Origin of the sequence: Fodinibius salinus, assembly GCF_008124865.1 — a bacterium.
Taxonomy (GTDB): Bacteria; Bacteroidota; Rhodothermia; order Balneolales; family Balneolaceae; genus Fodinibius; species Fodinibius salinus.
On record NZ_VNHY01000002.1, the window covers coordinates 671057 to 697459 of the forward strand.

Annotated in this window: 24 protein-coding genes, 1 tRNA gene, 1 pseudogene and 1 riboswitch; of the genes and pseudogenes, 19 read left to right on the plus strand and 7 right to left on the minus strand. The window is 45.0% G+C overall.

Annotated elements, in window-relative coordinates:
- Positions 1-173 precede the first annotated feature (173 nt).
- The 4 genes from recJ (at position 174) to LX73_RS07860 (ending at position 3990) form a co-directional block, all read left to right on the plus strand.
- Positions 174-1889 (plus strand): single-stranded-DNA-specific exonuclease RecJ, encoded by a 1716-nt coding sequence (recJ, locus tag LX73_RS07845; protein ID WP_148898927.1) that lies wholly within the window; start codon positions 174-176, stop codon positions 1887-1889.
- A 76-nt stretch (positions 1890-1965) separates the two neighbouring features.
- A tRNA-Phe gene (locus LX73_RS07850) sits at positions 1966-2038 on the plus strand.
- A 147-nt stretch (positions 2039-2185) separates the two neighbouring features.
- Positions 2186-2833, plus strand: a complete 648-nt coding sequence (locus tag LX73_RS07855; RefSeq protein ID WP_148898928.1) for a LexA family protein — start codon at positions 2186-2188, stop codon at positions 2831-2833.
- A 134-nt stretch (positions 2834-2967) separates the two neighbouring features.
- Entirely contained in the window at positions 2968-3990 is a 1023-nt protein-coding gene (locus LX73_RS07860) for a DUF2235 domain-containing protein (protein ID WP_148898929.1), read from the plus strand.
- Between the two features lie 119 nt (positions 3991-4109).
- On the opposite strand, the pseudogene LX73_RS13215 reads toward LX73_RS07860, so the two are convergent.
- Positions 4110-4208, minus strand: a pseudogene (locus LX73_RS13215) (DUF2805 domain-containing protein); the annotation flags it as partial.
- 119 nt (positions 4209-4327) lie between these two features.
- Here LX73_RS13215 and LX73_RS07870 point away from each other — a divergent pair.
- Positions 4328-4978: a flavin reductase family protein gene (locus LX73_RS07870; RefSeq protein WP_148898930.1), complete on the plus strand. Its 651-nt coding sequence runs from the start codon at positions 4328-4330 to the stop codon at positions 4976-4978.
- Between the two features lie 26 nt (positions 4979-5004).
- Here the strand turns inward: LX73_RS07870 and LX73_RS07875 are convergent, their stop codons facing one another.
- Genes LX73_RS07875 through LX73_RS07885 form a run of 3 tightly spaced genes read right to left on the minus strand, consistent with a single transcriptional unit; the run spans position 5005 to position 9456 of the window.
- Positions 5005-6189 (minus strand): lipocalin-like domain-containing protein, encoded by a 1185-nt coding sequence (locus LX73_RS07875; protein ID WP_148898931.1) that lies wholly within the window; start codon positions 6187-6189, stop codon positions 5005-5007.
- Between the two features lie 10 nt (positions 6190-6199).
- Positions 6200-8749 (minus strand): ABC transporter permease, encoded by a 2550-nt coding sequence (locus LX73_RS07880; protein WP_148898932.1) that lies wholly within the window; start codon positions 8747-8749, stop codon positions 6200-6202.
- Positions 8746-9456 (minus strand): ABC transporter ATP-binding protein, encoded by a 711-nt coding sequence (locus tag LX73_RS07885; protein ID WP_148899186.1) that lies wholly within the window; start codon positions 9454-9456, stop codon positions 8746-8748. Before LX73_RS07885 ends, LX73_RS07880 begins: the two co-directional genes overlap by 4 nt.
- Before the next feature lie 475 nt (positions 9457-9931).
- Between LX73_RS07885 and LX73_RS07890 the strand changes: the two genes are divergently transcribed.
- On the plus strand, positions 9932-10351 hold the full coding sequence (locus tag LX73_RS07890) for a response regulator (RefSeq protein WP_148898933.1): 420 nt from the start codon (positions 9932-9934) through the stop codon (positions 10349-10351).
- Here the strand turns inward: LX73_RS07890 and LX73_RS07895 are convergent.
- The 3 genes from LX73_RS07895 to LX73_RS07905 are packed head-to-tail and all read right to left on the minus strand — an operon-like array spanning position 10348 to position 13527.
- On the minus strand, positions 10348-11346 hold the full coding sequence (locus tag LX73_RS07895) for a YhdH/YhfP family quinone oxidoreductase (protein ID WP_148898934.1): 999 nt from the start codon (positions 11344-11346) through the stop codon (positions 10348-10350). The two genes, LX73_RS07890 and LX73_RS07895, sit on opposite strands and share 4 nt — an antisense overlap.
- Positions 11343-12710 carry an aldehyde dehydrogenase gene (locus LX73_RS07900; protein WP_148898935.1) on the minus strand — a complete coding sequence of 456 codons (1368 nt, stop codon included), beginning with the start codon at positions 12708-12710 and terminating at the stop codon, positions 11343-11345. Before LX73_RS07900 ends, LX73_RS07895 begins: the two co-directional genes overlap by 4 nt.
- A gap of 4 nt (positions 12711-12714) precedes the next feature.
- The gene (locus LX73_RS07905; protein WP_148898936.1) at positions 12715-13527 is read right to left on the minus strand and encodes an SDR family oxidoreductase; all 813 of its coding nucleotides are present in this window, start codon (positions 13525-13527) and stop codon (positions 12715-12717) included.
- A gap of 214 nt (positions 13528-13741) precedes the next feature.
- Here LX73_RS07905 and LX73_RS07910 point away from each other — a divergent pair, with 214 nt between their 5' ends.
- The 13 genes from LX73_RS07910 to thiE all read left to right on the plus strand — a co-directional run bounded on the left by LX73_RS07910 (position 13742) and on the right by thiE (position 26363).
- On the plus strand, positions 13742-15469 hold the full coding sequence (locus LX73_RS07910) for a DUF2339 domain-containing protein (RefSeq protein ID WP_170245627.1): 1728 nt from the start codon (positions 13742-13744) through the stop codon (positions 15467-15469).
- An 89-nt stretch (positions 15470-15558) separates the two neighbouring features.
- On the plus strand, positions 15559-17217 hold the full coding sequence (locus tag LX73_RS07915; protein WP_148898938.1) for a M20/M25/M40 family metallo-hydrolase: 1659 nt from the start codon (positions 15559-15561) through the stop codon (positions 17215-17217).
- A gap of 67 nt (positions 17218-17284) precedes the next feature.
- Positions 17285-17875 (plus strand): DsbA family protein, encoded by a 591-nt coding sequence (locus LX73_RS07920; protein WP_246138193.1) that lies wholly within the window; start codon positions 17285-17287, stop codon positions 17873-17875.
- Positions 17876-17970: 95 nt separating this feature from the next.
- A riboswitch (TPP riboswitch) is annotated at positions 17971-18066 on the plus strand.
- A 46-nt stretch (positions 18067-18112) separates the two neighbouring features.
- Complete coding sequence (thiL, locus tag LX73_RS07925; RefSeq protein ID WP_148898939.1) at positions 18113-19150, plus strand: thiamine-phosphate kinase; 1038 nt, start codon at positions 18113-18115, stop codon at positions 19148-19150.
- A gap of 4 nt (positions 19151-19154) precedes the next feature.
- On the plus strand, positions 19155-19982 hold the full coding sequence (thiD, locus tag LX73_RS07930; RefSeq protein WP_148898940.1) for a bifunctional hydroxymethylpyrimidine kinase/phosphomethylpyrimidine kinase: 828 nt from the start codon (positions 19155-19157) through the stop codon (positions 19980-19982).
- A 28-nt stretch (positions 19983-20010) separates the two neighbouring features.
- Positions 20011-20685, plus strand: a complete 675-nt coding sequence (gene tenA / locus LX73_RS07935; RefSeq protein ID WP_148898941.1) for a thiaminase II — start codon at positions 20011-20013, stop codon at positions 20683-20685.
- A 12-nt stretch (positions 20686-20697) separates the two neighbouring features.
- Complete coding sequence (locus LX73_RS07940) at positions 20698-21279, plus strand: ECF transporter S component (RefSeq protein WP_148898942.1); 582 nt, start codon at positions 20698-20700, stop codon at positions 21277-21279.
- Positions 21280-21282: 3 nt separating this feature from the next.
- Positions 21283-22788, plus strand: coding sequence for an ABC transporter ATP-binding protein (locus LX73_RS07945; protein ID WP_148898943.1), 1506 nt, complete (start codon positions 21283-21285; stop codon positions 22786-22788).
- Positions 22778-23578 carry an energy-coupling factor transporter transmembrane component T family protein gene (locus LX73_RS07950; RefSeq protein ID WP_148898944.1) on the plus strand — a complete coding sequence of 267 codons (801 nt, stop codon included), beginning with the start codon at positions 22778-22780 and terminating at the stop codon, positions 23576-23578. Before LX73_RS07945 ends, LX73_RS07950 begins: the two co-directional genes overlap by 11 nt.
- A gap of 11 nt (positions 23579-23589) precedes the next feature.
- On the plus strand, positions 23590-24717 hold the full coding sequence (gene thiO / locus LX73_RS07955) for a glycine oxidase ThiO (RefSeq protein WP_148898945.1): 1128 nt from the start codon (positions 23590-23592) through the stop codon (positions 24715-24717).
- A 13-nt stretch (positions 24718-24730) separates the two neighbouring features.
- Positions 24731-24934: a sulfur carrier protein ThiS gene (thiS, locus tag LX73_RS07960; protein ID WP_170245628.1), complete on the plus strand. Its 204-nt coding sequence runs from the start codon at positions 24731-24733 to the stop codon at positions 24932-24934.
- Positions 24935-24955: 21 nt separating this feature from the next.
- A complete protein-coding gene (gene thiG / locus LX73_RS07965; RefSeq protein WP_148898947.1) occupies positions 24956-25744 on the plus strand; it encodes a thiazole synthase in 789 nt (262 codons plus the stop codon).
- On the plus strand, positions 25731-26363 hold the full coding sequence (gene thiE / locus LX73_RS07970) for a thiamine phosphate synthase (RefSeq protein WP_170245629.1): 633 nt from the start codon (positions 25731-25733) through the stop codon (positions 26361-26363). Before thiG ends, thiE begins: the two co-directional genes overlap by 14 nt.
- The last annotated feature ends 40 nt before the right edge of the window (positions 26364-26403 follow it).

Genomic DNA, 26403 nt, shown 5'->3' on the forward strand with positions numbered 1-26403 from the left:
AAACGCCTTCTATGAAGGAGTGCTGCAAACAATTAGTACAACTTATAATGAATTTTGGCAATGAAATTGTATCTTAATATAAGAATTAAACACTATTGCTTTTGCAGTAGCGTAGCTGTCCGGTTTGACAGTCGACATGCTATTTATGAAAACAAAGAAAAAAACACATAATTATGTCTTTCCGATGGGTATATACAGAGCCCGAACAGGAGGAGACCGTATCAACATTGCAGGAAGAGCTGGGTGTATCTCAACAGATCGCGAAGCTACTTGTTCTGCGCGGCATAGATTCCTATGACAAAGCTAAAGATTTTTTCCGTCCTGACTTAAGCGGTATCCATGATCCCTTTCTGATGAAAGATATGGACGAGGGAGCCAAGCGCCTGGCCGAGGCCATTCGTGAGGGCCAACGCATATTGGTGTATGGCGATTACGATGTGGACGGTACTACATCTACATCTATTTTATATATTTTTCTGAGCCGATTTGGCGTTGATGTGGATTTCTATATTCCTCATCGTTTTAAAGAAGGATACGGTATTAACGAGGAAGGAATACAGCACGCCATCGATACGAATGTTGATCTCATTGTTTCGGTTGATTGTGGAATTACTGCCGTGGAAGAAACAGAGCGAGCAAAAGAGCACGGCATAGATGTGATAATTTGTGATCATCACAATGTGGCCGATGAAATCCCCGATGCCGTAGCTGTTTTGGATCCGAAGCGGGAAGATTGCAATTATCCCTTCGAAGGACTTTCCGGCGCCGGCGTTGCGTTTAAGTTAGTGCAAGCCACTATCGATAAGCTGGGCCTCAGCGAAAGCATGGGCTTTGAACTGCTGGATTTGGTTGCCATTTCTATTGCCTCTGATATTGTGCCCATCCACGACGAAAACCGGATTTTAATGTCAGAGGGACTCAGGCAGATTAATGAACAGCCTCGCGTTGGTGTGCAGGCACTGCTTGATGTTATTAATATGACGCCGGGTACCCTTGACACCTCAAATATTGTGTTTTCCATTGGTCCCCGTATTAACGCCGCCGGACGTATGGGAGATGCCTCCAAAGCCGTGCGGTTGCTAATTTCAGAGACTGATTCGGAGGCTACCTCCAGGGCCCATGAGCTCGAAAGTATTAATGTGGCCCGTCGCGACAAAGACAGTGAGACCCTGGAAGAGGCTCAGGCCATTATTGATGAAGAATATGATATGGATGATGCTTCGTCGCTGGTATTGCACCAACCCGATTGGCATCTCGGTGTTATTGGCATTGTTGCTTCTCGGCTCGTTGATAGCTACAGCCGTCCGGTGGTGATGCTGAGTACGGTGGACGGCAAAATTAAAGGATCGGCGCGCAGTATAGAAGGATTTAATATTTACGAAGCGTTCAAAGAATGCGCTGACTTACTAGAACAGTTCGGCGGGCACGAGCATGCAGCGGGATTGACGATCAAGAAAGAAAACCTCGACTCCTTTCGCCGGCAGATGGATGATATTGCTGCCAACCGACTTACCAAGGATGATTTTGTGCCGGACCTGCGTATCGAAGGCGACCTGGAGCTGGCTGATGTGAACAAGGGATTTTGGAAGCTGCTCAGCCAGTTTGAGCCTTTTGGTCCTTCGAACCTGCGGCCCGTTTTTGCCAGCCGCGATGTAGAAGTGGTGGGTGTTCCCACCGTTGTGGGAAAGGGACATCTGAAAATGAAAGTATCCCAGGAAGGAGCTGGCACTTTTGATGTTATTGGATTTAATATGCACGAATATCTGCCGGTTGTTCGCAACAGCGGCGACGAGAAGATCGATATTGCTTATTCGCTGGAAGAAAATCACTGGAATGGCCGCCGCTCACTGCAAATTCGCCTCCGAGATGTACAAATTCGCGAACCGTAAAAACACAGAATTATCTCTTTCGATAAAGATGAAAACGTTTTATATTTGGCAACTCTTATTGCTCTAGTATTGCACTGGGACTGTAGCTCAGCCGGTAGAGCACGCGACTGAAAATCGCGGTGTCGGCGGTTCGATTCCGCCCGGTCCCACGCAAAAGCCCTGTAACTCTTTTGAGTTGCAGGGCTTTTTTATTTTGGAGGTTTTGGGCGCCCTTATTTCTGCTGTTGCTTTACGATAAAATTATTTCATATATTTTCATGTGTTTTTTCATATGAAATGTATTATAATAAACTCTTATGAAGTCACTTACCGACAAACAGCGACAGCTTTGGGAATTTATCCTCCAGTTTTATGAGGACTACAGCCAGTTCCCAACCTACGATGACATGCAGAATGAATTTGGATATAGCTCCACAAATAGTATCTACCAGCACCTGCAGGGGCTAACCAAGAAAAATTACTTGTCCAAAATGGGGCAAGGACACTACGAAATCCATCACAGCAAGCGGAATCAGTTATCGGATTTTTATCCCGGGGTTCCGATCAAAGGACGTATTGCCGCCGGAGCGATGCATCAGGCGATAAGTGAAAATCTTGGCCATTTGCCCGTCGAAATACATCCTGAAAAGTCGGATCACTACTTTGCTCTTATCGTTGACGGAGACAGTATGATTGATGCCGATATCCGCGACGGTGATTATATTATTATTGACCCTCGTGAGCCAAAAGACGGGGAAATTGGAGCAATTCGATATCGCGGGGAGACCACCTTGAAAACGATTAACAAACGGTCCGACGGCATTACGTTACAGCCCGAAAATTCCTCCTACGAGCCTATTGATATTACCCCGGATGAATGGGAGGAAGTGACCGTATATGGAACTTATATTGGCAAAGCATGGAAAAAGGACGGAAACTGGGGGGTAATCTTCCGATCCGGGTAGCCCGGTATTTTTTCGTCTGTCCAATGGAAAATACTTAGATACAGCACTTCATATAATGTAGGACAGGGAAAACTGATTGCAAACTGCTCCGGCATTGCTTATCCTGATATAAATATTCTGAATAGTACAGGGTTATGTCGAAAAATATCGTCATACTTGCCGACGGCACGGGACAAGAGGGAGGAGAGGGATACAATTCGAACGTCTATAAAATATTCAACATCATTGAGGATCGGACGAAGAAACAGATTGTCTATTACGATCCGGGCTTGGGGACCAATGGATTTGAGCTGATTAAGCAGGCAACAGGGTTGGGTATTTCCAAGAATATCAAAGACTGTTACGAGTTTTTGTTTGAACATTTCGAGTCAGGTGACCAAATTTATCTGATTGGATTTAGCCGTGGTGCTGCTACCGTTCGAAGCCTCTCTGCCTTTATTCATCACTTTGGAATTTTGCCCCAATCCCGTCCCGACCTAATCAGCGATGCTTACGATATTTATCGTACTCGAGATGATGACGAGCTGGAGAAAAAGGCTAAGAATTTTATCGGGAGGCATCATACGATGTGGACCAAAATAAAATTTTTGGGATGTTTTGACACTGTGGATGCATTAGGATTTCCTGTAAAATGGATAAGTACCATTTTAAATATAATTCCCTGCCTTAAACATCGTTTTCATGATTTTCAACTTAGTAAAAGCGTTGAAAATGCCGTTCATGCTTTAGCTATTGATGACAAACGAAAGACCTTTCATCCCGTGCTTTGGAAATCGGAAGTCAATGAGGATCAGTCCCTCGAACAAGTGTGGTTTCCCGGCATGCATACGGATGTAGGTGGTGGATACAGGGAGCATGGGCTTTCAGACTTGTCGTTAATCTGGATGTGTCGAAAAGCTATTGATCATGGGCTTCGGATTTATGACAAAAACAGGATCAGGCTCAATCCTGATCCCGCAGGAGTAATGCATGATTCCCGTGGCGAATGGTGGAAGAAAATTTATCGTAAAGAAGTCCGGAGCTGGCCGGAAAAACGTTCGGATATTCCCGTAGTCCACGAAAGCGTATTGAAACGGGCCGAGCAAGAAGATTACCAGCCGTGGATTTTACAAAGTGATTATCAGGTAGAATCCCAGCAAGATTTTAATTCTTTCTAAACTATTCTGCGACCTGCTTTTAGGACAAAAATATTCGCAGTGTGGGTGCTATTTGGTGCAAATCACAAAAAAATGGCTGATGGTAAAGTATTAATCGTAGAAGATGAGGTGTTGCTTGCAATGTTATCATCCTCACTGAGTCCAAACAGATATTCTATGGCGCCAAAGGGCGGATCTTCCCAGGCCATTTCAATGATTCGGCTTATTTCGGAATCCAATAGCTATTGTATGTTGTTGGAGATGACATTTTTTAACGAATTATATGGTGCGCATTCAGAACGTTATTAAAAAGCTGAGCGTTTAAATACATCACTTGAAACTGCTCAACAACAATATTATGGAACATTCTGTATGTATCAGCCGCGCTGATATTGATGATATGGATAGGGTGCACCGTCTTAAACTCATTAATGGCTTGTCAGGATTTAAAAGTGCCAATCTTATTGGTACAGGTAGTAAAGAGGACGGCGAAAATCTGGCCGTCTTTAGTTCGTTTATCCACCTGGGTTCAGACCCGCCACTGCTCGGGTGTATTTTACGACCGAATACCGTTCCGCGCCATACGTGGAACAACATTAAATCAGAAGGATGGTACACCGTAAATCATATTAATGAGGATATATATGAGCAGGCTCATCAGACATCCGGTAAATATCACAAAGAAATCTCAGAGTTCGATGTATCTGATTTAACCCCATGGTATTCAAAAAAATGTACGGCACCATACGTCAACGAATCACGCATAAATATCGGACTTAAGCCGATTGAGAAGCATATGATAGAAGCAAACCAGACCATGCTGCTCGTTGGGTCAATACAGGAAGTGTGGCTCAACAGATCATTTATAGATACCGACGGGTTTCTGGATATTGAAAAAGCGGGTACTGTAGCAGTTAGTGGTCTGGATGGTTACCACAGCACATCGCTGCTGGATAAACTGGACTACGTGAGGGTAGAAAATGAAAAGAGCAGAGAAGAAAAAGAGTAACTTGGTTAAGCGAGAGCGTACCTTCTTTACTTTTCTTCATATCCGGTCATCTCAATGAACCCGGTCCCCCCAATATCTTTTTCATTCATGGTTCCCGAAATAGATATTGTGCCTTCGTAGTATCGTACAGAGACGTCCATAACCTGGTCTGGAAATGATGTTTGTAGATCCAAAAACAAATTGGCTTTTGGAATGTTCATGGTCCATTTTGCGGGATATACCGATTTGCTATGTGGGCTTTTCCATTTATCCAGTACTTCAATATTGACATCATCGGGTCCAATTGTCGTTTTTTGACCATCCGGACCAATTAGTGAACCGGTCGTAAATTTGCTGATGGAACCGTCTTTGTTACGCAGCTGATAGTACATGAGATCGTAGCCGTTGGAAAGCTGAATTGAAAACCAGTCCCATCCTTCTTGTCTATTCCCCAGAGCTGAGGTACTCCACTCATGGTCCATCCAGCTGGTACCGGAGACACGGAACTGTTTCTCATTCTTGGTGATCATCCCTTCTGTTTTCATGCGTGTAAAAGAAAAATAATAAGAGGCGTTCCCTGCGTCGGTTCCTTTTCGGTCGTATCCCTTATCCCCTTGCAGAACCAGTGGTTTTGCGGGAGTTATATTGAGATCAATGGCGGCACCGCTTTGCATTTTGGCCTTGATGTGAACCGCGAAATTTTGGTCTCCGCTATTTGTTGAGTCCATTCGTTTAATCTCCCAGTTCTCAATCCAAATACGATAGGGATCGGCTTCGGCGCCGGCCAGCCCTACCGCTCCACGGCTGTAACGTTCCTCGAAAATATGGTCTTCATTTTCGACATCTGAGATGGCAAGATGACCCAAATAGAGCTGGTTGGTATTCCAGTTTGATGGTGCTTTTGAACGGTTGGCGACATCTGTTGGCGGAGTTAACTGATTTCTGAAAATGGTAAACTGATACCCGAATTGGCGTCCGCTTTCTGTAAATACATTTCCAGTATAGTACCACCATTCGGTTTTATATCCCGGATGTGCGCCATGGTCATCGGGAAAGATAAATTCTCGAGGCCCGGTCACTCGTTTATATCCTTCCATACCGCCGCTGTTCATGGCCTCTGCAACAGACACAGAGGCGCGAATCTCTTCCTTATCTTCAACGATGTACCATAATCCCACTGCTAATCCAATGGTCAATGGAACAGCCAGGATATACCAAAAAGAAGTTTTCATTGTCTTTTATTTATTCATTACGCAAGGCATCTGCAGGATTGGCCCGGGCCATTTTTATAGACGGGTAGATACCGGCTAGTAAAGCAGCGACAAAGGCCAGCCCTACCGCCTGTGCAAGCAGCCACGGAGAAAGCACAAACTGAAGGCTCCAGCCAAATGATCTCAAATTGATAACAAAGACTAAAATGTAGGCCATAAGAATACCCAGAGGCAACGATAAGATCCCAGCCATTAACCCCATCACTCCAGTTTGGGTAGTCACGTAGTTCCATAGTTGGGAGGGGGTCATTCCGTTAGCTCTCATCACGGCATGCTCTTGGGAGCGTTCCAGCTGAAGGGCCATCAGTGCGCTTAAAATACCGATGAATGCGACCAGCATGGCAAGCATTCGCAGAACAATGGTCACGGTAAAAGTACGATCAAAAATTGCGATGGAGGCTTCCCGAAGTCCGCGGTTCGATCGGATAAAGACCTCTTGTTGCCCCTCCGCTCTCTTTCTGAGTCGTTCTACGAGCTGGTCTACCTCGATGCCGTTTGCAGCATAGAGAGCGAGCCCGGAGATTGCCTTGTCGTTAAAATATTGGTCATATATACGTCGGTTAATGGTGATGGCGCCCATATCCGATGCGTAATCAAAATTTATGGCTTGTATTTGAAATCCGGTGCGTCCCCGATCGGTTTCAATAAAAATGGAGTCGCCCAATGCTACATTATTGCGATATGCATACGCTTCTGAAACCATAACGATATTTTCGCTTGTGTAGCGTTGCCAAAAGCCGGCTTTCTTTTTCTTAAGCTGATAGGTTTTTTGCGCACTGGGTCCCTGATTTATTGCTATCAGATTATCGGTTCCGTTGTTGGTTTGTGCATCCACACTGCGAACGGTGTGTGAGCGGGAAACACCTTCGGTTTCTTTAAGTAGATCTACGAGTCTTGGTTCAAGTTCTGTGTCTGTTTTGCGGGATACTGCACTAGGCGGCTGAATATATACATCAGCCTGGAGTTGAGCTTCAAGCCATGAAACTACGGTTGTGCGAAAACTGTCAACCATTACTCCCACGCCTACAGTTGCGGATACAGCTACTACGAGTGCAGCTATAGCAACCGATGTTCTGCTTAGTTCCGTAACTATTCCCCGGACCGACATTGTGCCAATCAAGCCATTGAGTTTACCCAACAGTGGACGAAAAATCTGAGCGATTGCTACAATTATTAACGGGATGACCAATGAAAATCCCACGATCATAAATAGCAGAGAAGAATAGCCGGCTGCTATACCGCCATTTGGAATAAGTAAAATGGCCGCTCCCAACAGAATGGCACCGAGGCCCGATGCGGCAAGAATCCCTAATTTTCCTTTTATTTTTGATTCACTGGATGAGCGCTTCAATACGGTAGATACCTTTGCCTGCGAAGCTTCGCGGGCAGGCCAGTATGAAGCAAGCAGCGTGGCTCCCAATCCCAGTACGGCTGCTTTTGCCAGCGGATAAAATCCGATGGCGAGCTCTTGGACTGAGAGTACAAAATAGAGATCGTTTATGGATTGGGTGACTAGCTTGAGCAGCACTTTTGCTAAAAAGAGACCAGAGATAATGCCGACGATGGTACCTATTATTCCAATTAGTGCGGCTTCTTTAAGAATAATGGTGAGTATCTCTTTTTTTGTGACGCCTAAAGCACGCAGTCGACCAATAAGTTGACGCCGTTGTACAACTGAAAACGTCATGGTATTATAGATTAAAAACATCCCTACAAGCAGTGCAAGCATGCTTAGCGCTTCCAAGTTTAATTCAAAAGCGCGGGTCATTTGTGCTACTGTTTCTGACCTTGAATCGGAACGACTAATGGTGGACCCACTGGGCAATAGGGATTGTATTTTGGGGATGATCTTTTTTTCATCCTCTTGAGGTATAATCAGGTCTATGCGGGATAGCTGTCCCTGCATGTTAAATAATTGTTGGGCTGTACTTACATCTACGACCAGTAGATTTTGCAGTGCGCGTTGACTGCGATCGTTACCAGCGTTGATAAGTCCTGCTAACTGTACGCTGTAAGTGCGCCCACCCACTGAAACTGACAACGTATCTCCCACTGATGCTCCAATCTGCCGGGCTACCGGTTTGGCAATTATGCCTGTATTCTTTCCAGTTATAAATTTTGGTAATTCGATTCCACCTTTTTGGCTGGCAAAATCGCGGAAGGGTGCTTCCGCAATGGGATCTATACCCATAATCTGAAAGGTTCGATTTATGCCTTCAATCTGTCCATATCCTTCGGCTACGGGTGCCGACTTTTTAACCATGCCATCTATCCGAACTGTTCGATATACCTCTTCATCTATATTTTCGCCGGCTCCCGTTATTTGGTGGGTCGCTTTGCCGGTGACGGCTTGGGTAGATAGTGAAAACGCTTTTTTAGCTGAGCTGTTGGAAAGGTCGATAGAAACAACAACAGATACCCCCAGGGCTACTCCCAAAATGGAAAGTGCAAAGTGCCAGGGATGTTTCCATAAAAAGCGCAGGCTAGAAAGCCACAGCAAATTCTTTTTGTGTTTACTCATCTTCCTGTCACTTCAGCAACGTTATCGACTTCATGCAGTTTGCCGCCTTTTAATTCAAGAACACGATCCGCAATGTTGCATATGTCATGATCGTGAGTAGCAATAATCATTGTTCTGCCATTCTTGCGAACCAGATCATTCAGGACGCTCAGTATATCCCTCCCAGTTTTATAATCCAGATTGCCGGTTGGTTCGTCAGCCAGAATAAGCATTGGCTCATTTGCCAGAGCCCGGGCAATAGCTACTCGTTGCTGTTCACCTCCTGAAAGGCGATCAGGATAACTATCTCCTCTATCCCCCAACCCTACTTCATCCAGAAACTGTTGAGCGTTATCAAGGGTCTGGCTATCCTTGATACCCTTTAACTTGAGTGGTAACAGTACGTTTTCGTGCGCGGTAAGTGTGGAGATAAGATTAAACGATTGGTAAACGAAGCCAATATTGTTACGTCGGAAAAGGGTTCGGTTTTTTTCATTCAGGGTTGTTAAGTCAGTCCCACCGATGCGCACCTCACCAGAATCTGGTTTGTCAACTCCACTCACCAAATTCAGCATAGTACTTTTGCCAGACCCAGATCTGCCCAATAGCACAAGCATTTCTCCCTCTTGAACGGAAAGGTTGAGCTCATCCAACACGGAGCGGCTTTTTTCTCCTTCCTGATAAATTTTGGTCAACTGTTTTAACTGAATATGCGCCACTGCATCCATGGAGTTAGGTTTTCTTTTGATCATCGAACCAAATAACATACCACCTTCTTCAATGGTTCCTCGGCTATCAAAGTATTGCTACAGAACCATCACATTGCAGGCTCAACTGAAGTTGCATTAAGTAGTAGATTTTGAGAGAATCAAAACAATGCAGTATTAGGGAGGGGTAGCGTGTTTAAGATTGTCTTTGGATATCACTACGGAATGTGAAACGGTACTATTACTAATGAGCTAAATAGTTATGAGTCGCTGATTGATTTTAAAAAATGTATTAACACCTGATTGTTCACTTCGGTTCGAAAAAACGACACCATTTGTGTTAGGTTAACACTGCAACGGGGATTCTCTATTTGCGTATTGTTAAAAATCCCTGAAGGGCAAAAATATACTTGGATGTTAAAACATTTTAATTATTTTTTACAAATAGATTAAACTACAAGTTGGATTAATTCCACTTGGTGCAAATTACAGCAAAATGGCTGACGGTAAGGTATTAATCGTAGAAGATGACCTCTTGCTTGCAATGGTAGAGGAGCGTATGGTCAAAAGGATTGGCTTTGAGGTGGTTGGTAAAGCTGAAAACGGTCCGCAGGCCATAGAGAAAACCTCTGAGTTAGAGCCTGACGTTATCATTATGGACATTACGCTTGAAGAGGGGATGGACGGTATTGAGGCCATGGAGGAGATTCGCACCTTTTCTGACGCATCCGTCATTTATCTTTCCGGAAGTTCCGACCGGTATAACTTTGAGCGTGCTAAAAAGACTGGTTTTGTAGAATTTCTTACCAAGCCGGTTACTAGTGCTGATGTTAAAATACCGCTTGAGAAAGTTTTGGGTAAGCCGTCCGAAGGATCAGAGTCAGGAGAAAATCGCCCGGCTAACTCTACAACTTAATCCGGTAGCTTAACGAGAACTCGGCCGACCTGTTGGCCTTCCAGAATTTTTGTAATCTCTTCTTGTATTGATTCCAGCGAGCACTCGTGGCTCAGCGATTCCAGATTTTGGGGTTTCCATGAGGAAGCAAGCTTATTCCACAGCTTTTTTCGAAGTTCCATCAGGCAATTGCCGCTGTCCATTCCAGCTAGATTTATGCCCCGTAAAATAAACGGGTACACGTTGGTATGCAGCTCGTGCCCCAGCACATTTCCGCAGCAGGCTACTGTCCCATTGTGTTGTGTTTGGCGCAGAGCAGTATCGAGCATAATCCCGCCGACGGTATCAATAACGCCGGCCCATCGGCTAGAGAGTAGTGGCTTTGAAGATTCATCTTGCACTTCATCCCGATGAATGACTGATGCCGCTCCCAGGTTTTTGAGAAAAGAAGACTGATCCAATTTGCCGGTAGCGGCTGTTACTTTGTAATCCAGCGCAGAAAGAATAGATACCGCCATAGTACCTACCCCGCCGGTGCCGCCGGTTACGAGAATGGATCCGTCATCAGGGGTAATGTTGTTATGACGCAGATGGTGAACGCCGATGGAGGCGGTAAATCCGGCTGTGCCTATGATCATGCTATCCCGAAGGCTTAAATTATCAGGCAAGGGGACAATCCAGTTTGCCGGCACGCGGATATATTGACCAAAACCGCCGAATGTATTTTGACCGAGGTCGTAGCCGGTTACCAGTACCTTATCCCCCTCATCAAAGGTAGAATCACCGGGACTTTCAATAATCCCCGCCGCATCGATGCCGGGCACATGGGGATACGTTTTGGTAACGCCCTTGTTACCTGTGGCCGAAAGGGCATCTTTATAATTTAAGGATGAGTAATGGACCCGTACCAGTACTTCGTGGTCGGGAAGTTTGTCGATAGGCCAGTCGCGCACGGATTGTGAGATGGTTCCTTCTGAATCTTCATCGACGACAAAGGCTTTAAAAGAATCAGTCATAATAAGTCAGTAAATTTTTTGAGCCATTTCAAATTCCCCTCATAAGGCGGATAGCGCAGTGGTATTTGGGGCCAGCCGGATTTTTTCATGATGCTTTTCTGATGCGAAAACTCATCAAAACCACTCTTCCCATGATATTGACCAAAACCGCTGTTACCGATCCCACCGAAAGGTAAATTAAGGTTTGCCAGGTGTGCAACCGTGTCATTGATGCATCCGCCGCCGAATGGAATTTCATTAATTATTTTTTCTTGATTGTCGCTATCCGTACTGAACAGGTAAAGGGCCAGCGGACGGGAATGGGAATTGATAGTAGTGATTACGTCATCGAGATCGGCAAATGGAAGTACTGGGAGCAGAGGACCAAAAATTTCTTCTTGCATTACTGAATGGTTCCAGTCGGCGCGCGGCAAAATAGTGGGTTCAATATAAAGATCCTCCTCATTATATTGTCCCCCGATTACTTCGGACTGATCTTCCAGAAGACCGGTAATCCGACTAAAATGGTTACGATTGATGATGCGTGCGTAGTCGGGACTTTGGCTGGGATCGTCCCCGTAAAATTCTGTTACATACTCCTTAAGATGTTGCAAAAAAGTTTTTTTCAGGCTCTTGTGAACATATACATAATCGGGACTGACGCAGGTTTGTCCCGCATTAATAAACTTACCCCAGCAAATGCGTTTGGCTGCAGTGGCAATATCAGCCGACTGGTCTACGATGGCGGGCGATTTACCACCCAGCTCGAGAGTTAGTGGAGTGAGCTGCTTGGCGGCAGCATGCATGATTTTTTTGCCTACGGTAGTGCTGCCGGTAAAGAAAATATAGTCAAGTGGCTGATCCAGCAGAGATTGTGTGACCTCCGCGTCACCCTCAATGGCATGCAAAAATCCGGCTTCAAAATTTTCATTGATCATATTGGTCACCAGCCGAGAGGTATGTGAGGCGTGCTCCGATGGTTTAATGATGGTGGTATTGCCGGCTGCGATTGAGGACAAAGCGGGATTGAGACTGAGTTGTAGCGGATAGTTCCAGGCACCGATCACCAGCGACACACCATATGGCTGGGGATGAATATAATTTTGGGAAGGAAAGTTAAAAAATTCGCCGCTTACTTTGGTAGGGCTGGCCCAAGACGACAGGTTCGATAGCAGGTGGTCAATTTCATGTTTTAGGATAAGCAGCTCGGTCTCATAGGTTTCGAAGACCGGCTTTTTCAGATCTGCGAAGAGGGCGTCAAAAATATCGTCTTCATAAGTGTTGAGCAGCTTTTTAATTTTGCGCAGCTGTTCTTTGCGGAAATCCACATCACGAGTATGCCCTTGTTTGAAAAACTGCTGCTGTATGTTGACGATTTCTTCCATACTATTAGTCTGAGTTTCGACCCGTGAACGTATCCATAGAGTGATAGGCTTTAAAGAGCTTGCCAGCTACAAAATCAAAAACTTTTGTGGGCAGTATGCCTTTTAAAAACGGGAGTATTTTTACCATGAATGGCGTGCGGAGATGCATTTTATTTTTCTCAACGGCCCGAAGGATGCGTCGGCTTAAATTTTCGGGATCCAAAAGGGGGGTGAGCAGCGGTGGTGTTACTCCTTTAAACATCCCGGTATCAATATAACCCGGTTCTACAGATGTTACGGTGACATTTTGGTTGTTTAACTCAATACGCAGCGATTCTGACCATCCCCTAACGCCCCATTTGCTGCCTGCATAAACTGACATATTGGGATTGCCCATGTGGGCCACAGCAGAAGCTATATTGACGATATGCCCTGTAGAACGTTCGATCATCTGGGGCAAAAAAGCGCGGGTGGTGTGCATAACGCCCAACAAATTGACGGCAATAGTTTTGTTGATGTTTGCCATATTCTGTTTCTGAAATGGTTGGCCCACAACAACACCGGCATTGTTAATAAGAATATCAAGATGATTAATTTCTGCTTGCAGTTTTTTCGCCGACTGGTAGATTTGTTCAGGATCTGATACATCCACTTTATAGGTGTGGATTCGATCCCGAAAATTGGCAAGTTGTTTGTTGCATTCTTCCAGCTTTTCGGTATTTATATCCCAGATAACCAGTTTTGAGGCTCCTCGTTCAAGGGCATTTTTCCCCATCTTTAGTCCAATGCCGCTTGCGCCGCCGGTTATAAGGATATGGCTGTTTGCAATTGTACTCATAGAAATATCTTGTCTTAGAACACAGAGTATAGTAATAATATACTGTGATCAATAGAGAAGAAGCAGAAAATTTTGTATATCAGTATTCTAGAAAAGTGGTTTATTATAAAGTTAAGACATGATGTTATTCTAAGTCCTTGTGCTGATCTTGAGGTAGCATCTCTTTCAGCATGTCAAATAATTTTATTAGTAGTTGAACAAAATATATTGAGTGGTGGGTGATCAAAAAGAAAATAATTTATCGTCGCGCATTGATGAGCTAGAAAAAAGGGTAAAGGCTTTGGAGGAGGAAAAGGGAGTACCCTCCAAAAAAGATGAGTCGAATATTTCTACTCCTGCTCTCCGACAGGAGGAAGCAGCGCCCCCTGATGACGATGTGACGGAGGAATCAAAAGGTTTTGAGCTTAATGAACAGTGGTTGAACCGCATTGGTATTACATTACTACTGATTGGGGTGGCTTTTCTGTTTAAATACTCCGTTGATCAGGGATGGCTGATTCCTCCAATCCGAAGTGCCATTGGCCTGGGCATTGGGGTGACACTTTTCTTTGGTGGACTGCAGATGAATACAGATCAAAGTCCACTTAAACAAATATTGATGGGTGGTGGAATTGCGGCCTTCTATATTACCGGTTTTGCAACATTTCAGCTGTATTCATTTCTACCGAGTACTGTTGTTTGGTCGTTTATGATCATAGTTACACTGCTGGCGTTATCGCTGTCGCTGCAACAGGATGAAGCGGTACTTTCGGTGGTGGGAACGCTGGGTGCTTTTGGTACGCCATTTATGCTGCATACCGGGGGTGGAAGTGTAGTGCTGCTGATGATTTATACTATGCTGGTACTGGCGGGGGTTATCGTAATCTATATGCAAAAGGGATGGAAGTCGCTACTTTGGACGTATTCACTGGGCAGTGCAGCGGTAATAGTGGTGGGAATTGCCACCGCGGATACTTCACTTGAGTCCTGGATGTTGCAGGCCGGAGCCGTGGTTTGGCTGCTGGGATCATGGCTGTTGCCGGTATTTCGTAATGTATTTTGGGTATCTGATAGCAAAGGTTGGGGCGATCCGGGAAAAGAGCAAAAACGTAGCCAAAAGAAAATTCGTCCGAACCCAAGCGTTCAATTCATGGTTGTTTTTGCTCCATTGCTGATGCTTGCTGTGACAATAGGTATTTGGGAGTTATCGATGGTCCATGCAGGCTATGTTGCAATGGGATTATCAGCTCTGGCAGCATTGCTTTATCGTCCGCTTACGAATAACCAATGTACCGGGCTTGCATCAACGCACATGCTGTTGGGACTGGGTATGCTCACTATTGGGTTTATGCTTCTGCTGGAGCAAAGCATTCTTTTTGTAACGCTTACTGTTGAGGCCGTATGCCTGCGTTATATCGCCCACCAAACAGGAGATGGGAAACTCAATATTGCCGGCCATATACTATTTGGTATAGTTGTTTTATGGGTTGTCGAGGCATTTGCTTATCGGCCAGGTACTGATCCACTTCTTTGGAATGTTCGTCCCTTCACGCAGCTTGGTGTCATTGCGGTGGGTGCACTGGTAATACCGCGCTGGTTGTCACAAACAAAGCTGAAGAAAGGGTATCGTATAGTTAGCCACCTGGTATTTTTGATTTGGATGTACCAGCAGCTTTCACTGATAGAAAACGGCCAGCCATGGATCACCGTAGCGTGGGGAGCCTATGCCACCATCTTATTAATATTAGGGTTTATACAGTTCGGACGACTGATGCGTCTGACAGGGATGGCCACCATATTATTAGTTGTTGCCAAGCTGTTTATTGTTGATTTGTCACAGCTGCAGGCTATATGGCGCATCTTTCTTTTTATTGGTTTTGGTGCTGTCTTTTTACTGTTGGGCTACTATGGACAATCACATTTTATGGACAAAAAAGATGGCGGAGAACTTAGCAATAAATAAAATTTATGTTACTTTTAGTGCTGTTTAGAATATGTGAGACGGGTTGTCATATTTTATGAATATATGATTTAAATGAAATAATACTGATTATGAAAAGGCTGATATTTTTAGTTGTTGTTTGTATTTCACTGGCGGGCTGTATAAAGTCACCGATAGATCAGGCCGCAAAATCAATCACAGAAGAAAAGCTGATAGAGCCCATTGAGAAACTGTCTTCAGATAGCTTTAAAGGGCGTGCTACAGGAACTGAGGGTGCAGAAAAGACAGTTAACTATTTAGTTAGTAAGCTGAAAGAACATGATATAAAGGGTGGGGCGTCGGATAGTGGATACGTACAGGATGTGCCGCTGGTTGGTCAAAAGACAGCCGAGGATGCTATTATTCAAATTACAAAGAATGGCCGTACGGTACGCAGTTTTGAATATTACTCTGATTTTATGGCTTGGCCCAGTAATCTGGCCGAGAATGTATCCATTGATCAGGCAGAATTAGTTTATGTGGGATACGGTATTCAGGCGCCCGAAGAAAACTGGGATGACTTTAAAGAAGCCGATGTGAAAGGAAAGGTTCTGGTCGTAAAAAATAATGATCCCAGTAAGAAGGCTGATCTTTTTGAAGGAAAGACAAGGTTGTATTACGGTCGGTATGACTATAAGTACGAGAAAGCGCGCGAAATGGGTGCTGCAGGTGTACTTATTATTCATACTACTCCGTCGGCGGGATATGGCTGGAATGTGGTGGCCAACAGCTGGAGCCGTGAGCGATTTTATTTGCGCGGAAATGACTCAATGGAACAATCACCTACAAAAGTAAATGGATGGCTTACCAAAGAGTCCAGCAGAGCGTTATTTGAAAGTGCGGGTCTCAACCTGCAGGAACAGTTGGCTGCAGCTGAAAGCCGATCGTTTGAGCCGGTACCGCTCGAGGGATTGCGACTGAACTTAGATCTTGAAGCCAGCTACCGAAACCAAGATGCTCAAAACGTGTTGGGTGTTGTGGAGGGAACGAGTGATCGTCTTAAAGATGAGTATTTGGTATTTACCGCCCATCACGATCATCTGGGTATTACAAAAGCTGTTGAAGGAGACTCTGTTAATAATGGGGCTTTGGATAATGCAGCGGGAGTAAGCGCTGTCCTTAACATGGCCCGTGCTTACAAAAAGTTGCAGCCACAGCTTAAGCGAAGCGTATTATTTTTATTCGTGGGAGCAGAGGAAGTAGGATTGGTGGGTTCTAAATACTGGGCCTCAAATCCCACAGTTCATCCCGGAAAAGTAACGGCAAATATTAACCTGGACGGTATGAATGTCTATGGTAAAACCAAGGACTTGGTATTGGTGGGATATGGACGAAATACGGTAAGTGACCAGATCCAAAAGCTGGCCGAAAAGCAGGGTCGTACGGTTAAACCGGATCCGCATCCCGACCGCGGATACTTTTATCGTTCGGATCATTTTCCGCTGGCCAAGAAAGGGATTCCTGCTATATTTCCTAATTCAGGTACGAATTTTATCGACAAGCCGGAAGGCTATGCAGAGACTGTGGACAGTCTGCAAAATGCAAACTATCATACGGTCAATGACGAAATTAACAAGTATTGGGATCTGGCCGGCATGGTGCAGGATGTACGCTTGTTTTTTGATGTCGGATACCGCATCATTAATGCCGAAGACATGCAGCGTTGGCAAAAAGGTGATGAGTTTAAACAAGCGCGTTTAAATATGATTGAAGATGCATCGTCCCAATAAATATAGAATCTTTTGGTCTAATCCATCGTTATAATTAGCGAATAATTTTCATTAACAGCAGAACCTTATGAAGTTACTTATCAAAACAGCAGCTCTCATTGCAATCTTGTCACTAAGCGTTGGTATGTCCGAAGCTGATGCCCAGGACACTGAAACTAAAAAGCCAACAATAACAATTACTGAGTACAGTGATTATCAATGTCCGGCATGTGCATACTATAATCCGATTGTAAAAAAACTGAAGGATAAATACGGTGACCAGATTAATCTGAAGCTGCGTTTTTATCCGTTAAACAGCCATCAGTTTGCGGCTTTGGCGGCACGGGCAGCACAAGCGGCGAAGAACCAAGGCAAGTTTTTGGAAATGCATAATATGCTGTATAAGAATCAAAAACGATGGTCGGAATCTGTAAATCCTATTCCCACTTTTAAGCGGTATGCCAAAAAGCTAAACTTAGATATGGAGCAGTTTAAAAGTGATCTTAATGATGCTGAGACGCAGCGTATTGTAATGAATCAAAAGCAAGAAGGGATGAATATGGGCGTAAATTCTACGCCTACCTTTTTTATTGAGGGCGAAAAGTTGACCCAGCTTCCCCAGAATTATGAGGAATTTGAAAAAGTAGTTGAAAAGTATCTTGGAAAGAAGGAAAACTGATATTCTAGTTTTATAAAAACTTTTATCCTATGGTTCCCAGCTTGCATTGCATGGGATAAAAGGCTAGCTTCCCTTTTACGTAGAAATTACGTATTGCTTGTCGTTAGGAGTGCTGCAGGAATGCGGCTGAGATGAAATCCTGGTAACCTGATCTGGTTAGCACCAGCGGAGGGAAACGACAAATCATTGGTACTGATTTTTCCTGCCCTTCTGGCGGCGAGCAGCATAATATTTTATATGGCTGATTCGCTGAATTCCCCAAATATAAGTGACTTATCAGAAGAGCAGATTATTGCTCTCTTTGCTGATTCTCTATCCTCTGCAGATGGCATTGGTATAGGGGACGATAGCTCCGTAACAGAAGGACCCAGCGGACTTAAGCAGTTTCTAAGTACGGATCTTATTGTAGAGCATGTCCATTTTAGGCGCCAAGATATTTCGGCCCATTTTCTGGGACATAAAGCACTGGCCGTAAACCTCTCTGATATTGCAGCAATGGGCGGCCGTCCCAATGGCTTTTACTTATCGCTGGCTCTGCCCAAAGAGCTATCTGTAAGTTGGCTTAGGCAGTTTCGAGATGGATTACTCGCTCTTGCCAAAAAGCATAATATCTTACTATTGGGGGGCGATACTACTCGGTCACAGAATGATATTATTGTCAATATTACGATTACGGGTGTTGGGAAACCCCGACAGGTAAAATTGCGAAGCGAAGCAAAAGTCGGTGATGTCTTATGTGTAACCGGAACATTGGGAGATTCCGCAGCCGGCCTTAAAATACTATCAAATCCCGATCAATATGCTCATCTAACGAAATCAGAGCGCCAGCAGTTATTAGAGAGTCACCAACAGCCAAAGCCGGAAGTGGAAAAAGGGCAGTGGCTGAGTCAAGAAAAAGCGGTACATGCCATGATCGATGTCTCCGATGGGTTGTTGAGAGATGCTCACCACATAGCCCAACAAAGCCAGTGTCGTCTTAATATCGAATTAGAACAGCTGCCGTTGTCGCAGGCTTTCAAGTCTTTTTATGAAAAAAATGGTATCAATAAACAGGCACAGGAGTTTGCCGTGGCAGGAGGAGAAGATTATAGGCTCCTCTTGGCAGTAGCCGAAGATGCTGTTAAGGATTTGCAAAAGCGATACAAACAGAAATTTAGCACTATTCTACATCAGATAGGAAGTGTCAGCAAAGGTGATTCTGAAGTTGAAATACTTCGAGATGGATCGCCGGTAGAAGTCAAAGAACAGGAGTTCAAACACTTTAAGGAATCTTAGTTTTATGCAAAACAATTCGAAACGATCGTATGATAGTGTATTGACTATTGCCACTTCTGATAGTGGGGGTGGGGCCGGTGTACAAGCAGATCTAAAGACTATTTCGGCTTTGGGATGTTACGGTATGTCAGCGTTTGCTGCTCTTACGGCCCAGAATACACAAGAAGTACGGGCTATTCATGAAGTGCCGCCACAGTTTTTAAAAGATCAAATCGATGTGGTGATAGAGGATTTTGAGGTCGATGCCGTAAAGATAGGAATGTTGTTTACCGGGCCTCTTATGGAGGTGGTCGCGGATCGCATTAAAAAACATGATCTGAAGAATATTGTATTAGATCCGGTCATGGTTGCTCAAAGTGGTGCTCAGCTTATACAGGATGAGGCTATCGAAGTGATAAGAGAAGAATTATTTCCTCTTGTTGATCTTATTACGCCAAATATTCCGGAGGCAAAACGATTACTGGGGCGTGATATAAACGGCGATGAGTCGATGAAGCAAGCCGCCCAGAACCTCTTGGAAACTGGCACTGGCGGAGTGTTACTGAAAGGCGGACATTTTGAGGAGGATGAAAGCATCGATTATTTATCAATCGCATCAAAAGATCCGGAGCTACATCAATTTAATGCAAAACGTATAGAAACGAATAATACCCACGGTACAGGTTGTACCCTCTCTTCCGCTATTGCCGCTTACTTGGCAAAAGGATACCCCATGCCTAAAGCAGTTGAACAGGCAAAACTATATATCACACAGGCTATTTCGGCAGGTAGTCAATATAATATGGGCGGGGGCAGTGGACCGTTACATCATTTTCACCAATTTTGGATTTAATATTTTAACCTAAAAGAATTGAAAAGGAATGAAATTTACTGATGAACTTTGGCAAGAAATTGAATCTATTTACGATCGTATTTTAAAACTCCCTTTTATTAAAGAGCTTACTGATGGCACTTTGCCGGAAGAGGTCTTCACCTTTTATCTGAAACAGGACACCTTATATCTTTCTGATTATTCTCGGGCACTTTCGATGGCTGGTATTCGATCCGACAGTAATGAGCAGGCTCGACAGTTTCTTGAATTTGCTACTAATGCTATTGATGTGGAGCGGGAACTGCACGGCGAGTTTTATGAGAGGCTAGATGCCGGTAACCCACTACAAAAGTCCCCATCTTGTTTTGCTTATACTAACTTTTTGCTTGCTACTGCAACGATGAAAGATAATGCCGTTGCTATTGCAGCACTCCTCCCCTGTTTTTGGATATATCGTGAGGTAGGGCTCCATATTTATGAAAATGCCGCTCCCGATAATCCCTATCAGGATTGGATTGATACCTATGCGGGAGAAGAGTTTAATGAGGGCGTTGAAAAGGCTATCACAATAACAAACCGCGTTGCGGAAGAAGAGCCCAAACATCGTCGCCAGCAGATGCTGCATGCTTTTGTGCGTTCTTCGCAGATGGAGTGGAAATTTTGGGACAGTGCTTATGAGATGGAGCAGTGGCCCCACGAACCGAAAAGTGCCGTGCCGGCATAGGTGCATAAAACGATGAAGAATCGATATCAACTTAAACTTTCAGACATCTTAGTTACCACAGTTGTAGCCCTTGTTTTTGGGGTGATCTATAAGTTGTGGGGACCTTTATACTACGCCATAAAGCCGCTCGGTATGCATCTTGAGCAATTGATCTATGGGATGTGGTTTATTGCAGCAACGGTGGCTTTCCTGCTTATTAGAAAACCCGGCGTGGGACTATTGGCAGAGATTGCAGCAGCTTCGGGCGAATTTTTTATGGGATCCGAGTGGGGCTTGGCCGTCTTGCTGTCAGGAGTGGCCCAGGGACTGGCCGCAGAGCTCGTGTTTGCTGCGGTAGGCTATCGGAAGTATTCTGTTAGTGTAGCTGTGGCAGCGGCGGCGGCAGCAACAGTTGGGTCTCTCTTGTTGGATTCACTGCAGGGTTATATCGGTGACCTTGCCTTGTGGAATCTCTCCCTGTTGATTCTGTTTCGGTTATCGGGTGCCGTCATTATTGCCGGCTGGATGGGCCACTGGTTGGTTTCGGCTCTGGAAGATGCTGGTGTAGCTGATCTGGTTCGTCCGGTGGGCACTGCAACGGTAGACTCCAATTAGTATATGAAAGCACCTGCATCACATAGCGATACGGAATATTTAGCGGCGCGAATAAAGGATCTGAGGTTTCGGTTTTCGAGCAGAAATACGTTGCTGTTTGATGGCTTGTCACTAAATATTCTTAAGGGACAAAAAGTGCTGTTGCTGGGACCCTCAGGTTCGGGGAAGTCTACTTTATTGAAGGTGATAACAGGGCTTATTCCCGAAGCTATTGAAGAACCTATTGAATGGGAAGAGCGAAAAACCCTGGAGTCGTGGGGCTATGTTTTTCAAGATCCCGATTCGCAGTTTTGTATGCCGTATGTGGATGAGGAGATCGCTTTTGTGTTGGAGAATATGGGCGTGCCACGCGCTGATATGTCGAGTGATATCGAGTACTATCTACAGCAGGTTGGCTTGGGGTTTACAGATGCGCACCAGCCTATTTCATCATTATCACAGGGACAGAAACAGCGACTGGCATTGGCTTCGGCACTGGCTCTAAAGCCGGATACGCTAGTGTTGGATGAGCCTACCGCCTTGCTGGATCCTGAAGGAACCTCGGAAATTTGGCAGCATGTACGTACATTGGGTCGTGATAAGACATTGTTGATAGTCGAACACAAAATTGAAGAGATTGTCGAATTTGTAGATCGGGTATTGGTACTGAATCAAGAAGGGAGATTGGTAGTTGATGGTTCTCCGGAGGAGGTACAACAGAATCATCGCTCCTTACTAGATAGGTACGGTATCTGGCATTCAGAAAGCTGGAATGTTCACGATCAGGAATGTGAAATAGGTGTAGAGCCCAATACCAATTTTTTAGATAAGTCTGAACCTCCATTGCTCGGTATTGAACATCTTAAAGGGTTTTATGATGAGAAGGCTTGCATTACCATGCCTGAGGTTAAGGTCCAGGAGGGAGAATGGATTACTATTACCGGTCCCAACGGTGCGGGCAAGAGCTCGCTGTTGATGGCACTAATGAAACTAATTACCACAGAAGGAGCAGTAAGCCTGCAGGGGCAACTGATTAGTGATACCGCAGAAGTGGCATCTGAGATTGGTTTTATTTTTCAGAATCCGGAGCTTCAGTTTGTTGCTCAAAGTGTTTATGAAGAGGTGGCTTTTACGTTACAGAAAGAGCAGCTGCCAGATCAACAAATAGACAGTAAAGTAGAACAGGTTTTAAAACGGTTTGGCTTAAAAGAATTAGCTGATGAAAATCCCTATCGGTTATCTACCGGCCAACAACGTCGTCTTAGTGTAGCATCCGCACTGGTTGCAGATCGCAAATTGTTGTTGTTGGATGAGCCTACATTTGGGCAGGATGCGGGCAATACCTTTGCCATTCTTGAGGAACTGGAGAGGTATCGGGCCCAGGGTACATCCCTGTTAATGGTTACGCATGACCCGCAAATTGTACGACGATACGCCACACGTGTTTGGGAGGTTGAAGGTGGTAAGCTACAGGCTGATCACATGGGAGACCGTTTTCAAGTAAAAGAGGGGACGAGCCATGTTGTATAAAGAAGAATATTCGTCGTGGATTTCTCGTATTAATCCATCACTAAAACTGGTGCTTATGATGGGGGGTATTTTTGCAGTACTCTTTATTCATAATATTAATGTTATGATACCACTGGTAGCAGGATTGGTCGGAATGCTACTGTTGGGATCGGGACAGCCCCAAAGCAGGGTGCTACTGTTTACGTTACCTTTTCTGTTTGTTTTTCTTTCAACAGGAGCTTCGATGATTCTTTTCGGAAAGGGAGATACGGTATGGTGGCAATGGGGGCCGGCGGTGGTAAGCCGGGAAAGCTTTTATAGAGGGGTTCATATTGGACTTCGTGCCCTCAGCTTCGGATTAATTGGACTGCTTTTTGCCCTTACCACCCGACCGGTATTACTGTTCTATTCAATGATGCAGCAATTGAGGCTGCCTCCGCGTTATGCGTATGGTTTTATGGCATCATTGCGTTTGCTCCCTCTTATTTTTGAAGAGTTTAAGACATTACAAAAAGCGTATAAGGTGAGAGGTGTTACGTCAAACAGAGGATTGAATGGGTGGTGGCAGAAAATACGGCGATATGCTATTCCTCTGTTGGCCCAGAGTATAAGAAGAGCACAGCGTATTGCTGTTGCTATGGAAGCACGTCGTTTTAATAGCAGTGTACAACGAACATATTACTATCAACCCGGTTTTTCGTCCGCAGATGGACTCATGGTCATTTGTTGGGTTGGTATTTTCGTGGGGGCATGGACCGTAGGCGTACAATGGCCGTTATTTGAAATAACAGATGTGCGTTTTAACAGCTAATAAAAGTAATTATGAGTAATAAGACAGAACATATAGCAATTATTGGTGGCGGTATTATCGGTCTGGGTATCGGCTGGCAGCTGGTACGTCGCGGTGCAAATGTTACAATTTTTGAAAAAGGCAAAATAGGAAAAGAGGCCAGCTGGGTGGCAGGTGGTATGTTAGCACCCTATGCCGAGGCGGGGTTTGAAGAGATCAAGCTTATGCGCTTTGGTGAGCAGAGCTTGAACATGTATCCCCGTTTGTTGGATGAGCTTTCTGAGGATACAGATAATGTGCCCGTTCTCGATACCTGCGGTACCCTCATGACCGGTATCGATCGCGATGATACAGAGAAGCTAAAACGTTTGTACGAATTTAGAAAAGAGTTAGAACTGGATGTAGAACTCTTTACCGGCACAGAAGCCCGGGAGCGCGAGCCGCTGTTGTCACCCAATGTGGTGTCGGGACTGTGGCTGCCTGATGATGCCCAGATTGATAACAGAAAGTTGTTAAAGGCGATGGAAAACGCTTTTGAAAAGCTGGGCGGTACTGTCAGAGAGCATACAAAAGTTGAGGAAGTTGAAATTAAAAGAGAGACCGCGATGAACGTTATTGCGGAAGAGGAGGAACACGCTGTTGATCAGGTTGTTGTTGCGGCAGGTTGTTGGTCACAACAACTAGCTGGCATACCTGGTCAGCAGTTACCTCCCATAAGGCCCGAAAAAGGACAAATTTTAACGCTTGAACAAACGGATGATTGCCCGCTCAAAGGAATTATTCGCTCCCCACGGATGTACCTGGTACCTAAAGAAGATGGTACTATTCGTCTTGGGGCAACAGCCGAAGAGAAAGGGTTTGATAAACGGCCCACTGCCGGCGCGCAGAAAGAATTGCTGGAACATGGTTGGGAAATGGTTCCGGCTATTTATGAGCTGCCATTGGTAGAAACGGTTGCAGGTCTGCGACCCGCCGGCAAAGATCACCGACCTATAATAGGAGAAAGTGATATATCGGGATTATATTATGCAACGGGACACTACCGCCATGGAATTATGTTAATGCCGCTAACCGTTTATGCCTTGGTTAATGAAATATTAGATGAAGAAGTATCGGATTGGCTTGCTCCTTTCCGTCCACAACGATTTAATGCAAATTAGTGAAGATATAGTGATGGAATTAACAGTAAATGGAGAACAGGAAAAGACGGAAGCAGAGACATTACAAAAATTACTTCAGTCTTTTGATATTGAACATAGCGAAAAAGGGGTTGCCGTTGCTGTAAACAGCACGGTCATTGCACGAGAGCAATGGCAGGACTGCCAGCTAAACGACGGCGATAAGGTTGAAATAATCCGGGCTACCCAAGGCGGATAAATATAAAAGGAGCAGATTTTTATGAGTTCATTACAAATTGCTGACCGAGAATTTGATTCTCGATTAATTGTAGGCAGTGGTCGATTTCCCGATCCGGAAACGATGCGCGAGGCTTTGCGGGCCAGCGGTACCGAAATGGTGACTGTGGCTCTACGCCGTGCCAATCTAAATACGGATGAGGGCGAAAATGTTCTTAAGTATCTCCAGGATGACGGCTACTTTTTGCTGCCCAACACGGCTGGATGTTATACCGCCGAAGAAGCTATTACCACGGCCAAACTTGGACGCGAAGCCCTGGGAACCAACTGGGTGAAGCTGGAAGTTATTGGGGATGACGAAACCCTGTTCCCCGATGTGCCGGAGCTTTTAAAAGCTGCCGAAAAGCTCATTCTTGAGGATTTCGTAGTCCTGCCTTACGCCAACGATGATCCTATTACCTGCCGTAAATTAGCAGATATGGGGTGTGCCGCCGTGATGCCCTTGGGTGCACCTATTGGTTCGGGGATGGGGATCCGAAATCCTTATAACCTGCGCATCATAAAAGACTTGGTGGACGTGCCGGTTATTGTGGATGCAGGAGTAGGAACGGCTTCGGATGCGGCAATTGCTATGGAGCTGGGAATGGATGCGGTTTTGATGAACTCCGCAATTTCTCAGGCGAAGCATCCGGTAAAGATGGCTGAAGCGATGAAGAAAAGTATAGAGGCCGGGCGTCTGGCGTTGGAGTCGGGACGTATGCCTAAGAGGTTGTATGCCAAAGCTTCGAGCCCGGAAGAAGGGCTAATTGAGGTGGATCGTGAAGAACAGTAGTATCAATTTTCGTTATTATTTGATTACGAATCGCAAAGCTCCTGACAAACGATCGCTCTTGGAAACGGTGGAACGTGCTTGTAAAGCCGGAGTGCGGGCTGTTCAGTTGCGAGAAAAGGATATGACTGATAAATCGCTTGTTGCTTTAGGCAAGAAGATGAGAAGTATTACCAATGAATACAACACCAGGTTGTTTGTTAATCGTCGCGCAGATATAGCACAGTTGCTGGACGCTGATGGTGTACACTGTCCTGAGAATGGGATTCCTCCCATGGCTATAAAAAGCAGTTGGCCGAAACTTACGGTAGGGATGAGTGTACATTCGAAGAAGGCGGCTAAGCGTGCAGAGAAAGAAGGAGCAGACTTTTTGCTTTTTGGGCCGGTGTACTACACGGCATCAAAGGCAAAATATGGTGATCCGCAAGGAATTAATAAGTTGAAGGAAGTTGCTGAACAGTTCTCAGTTCCGGTTTTTGCTGTGGGAGGGATAACTCCTGAAAAAGTTGACCCCTGTTTGCAGGCCGGTGCTTTCGGGGTAGCAGGAATTTCAGCAGTAATGAAAGCGGATAATGTGGTTCAACAAGTGAATAGTTTTAAAGAGCATCTCGGGCAGCTCTGAATTGAATTTTGAATTGTACTAGTGGTATTACCAGTAAGAA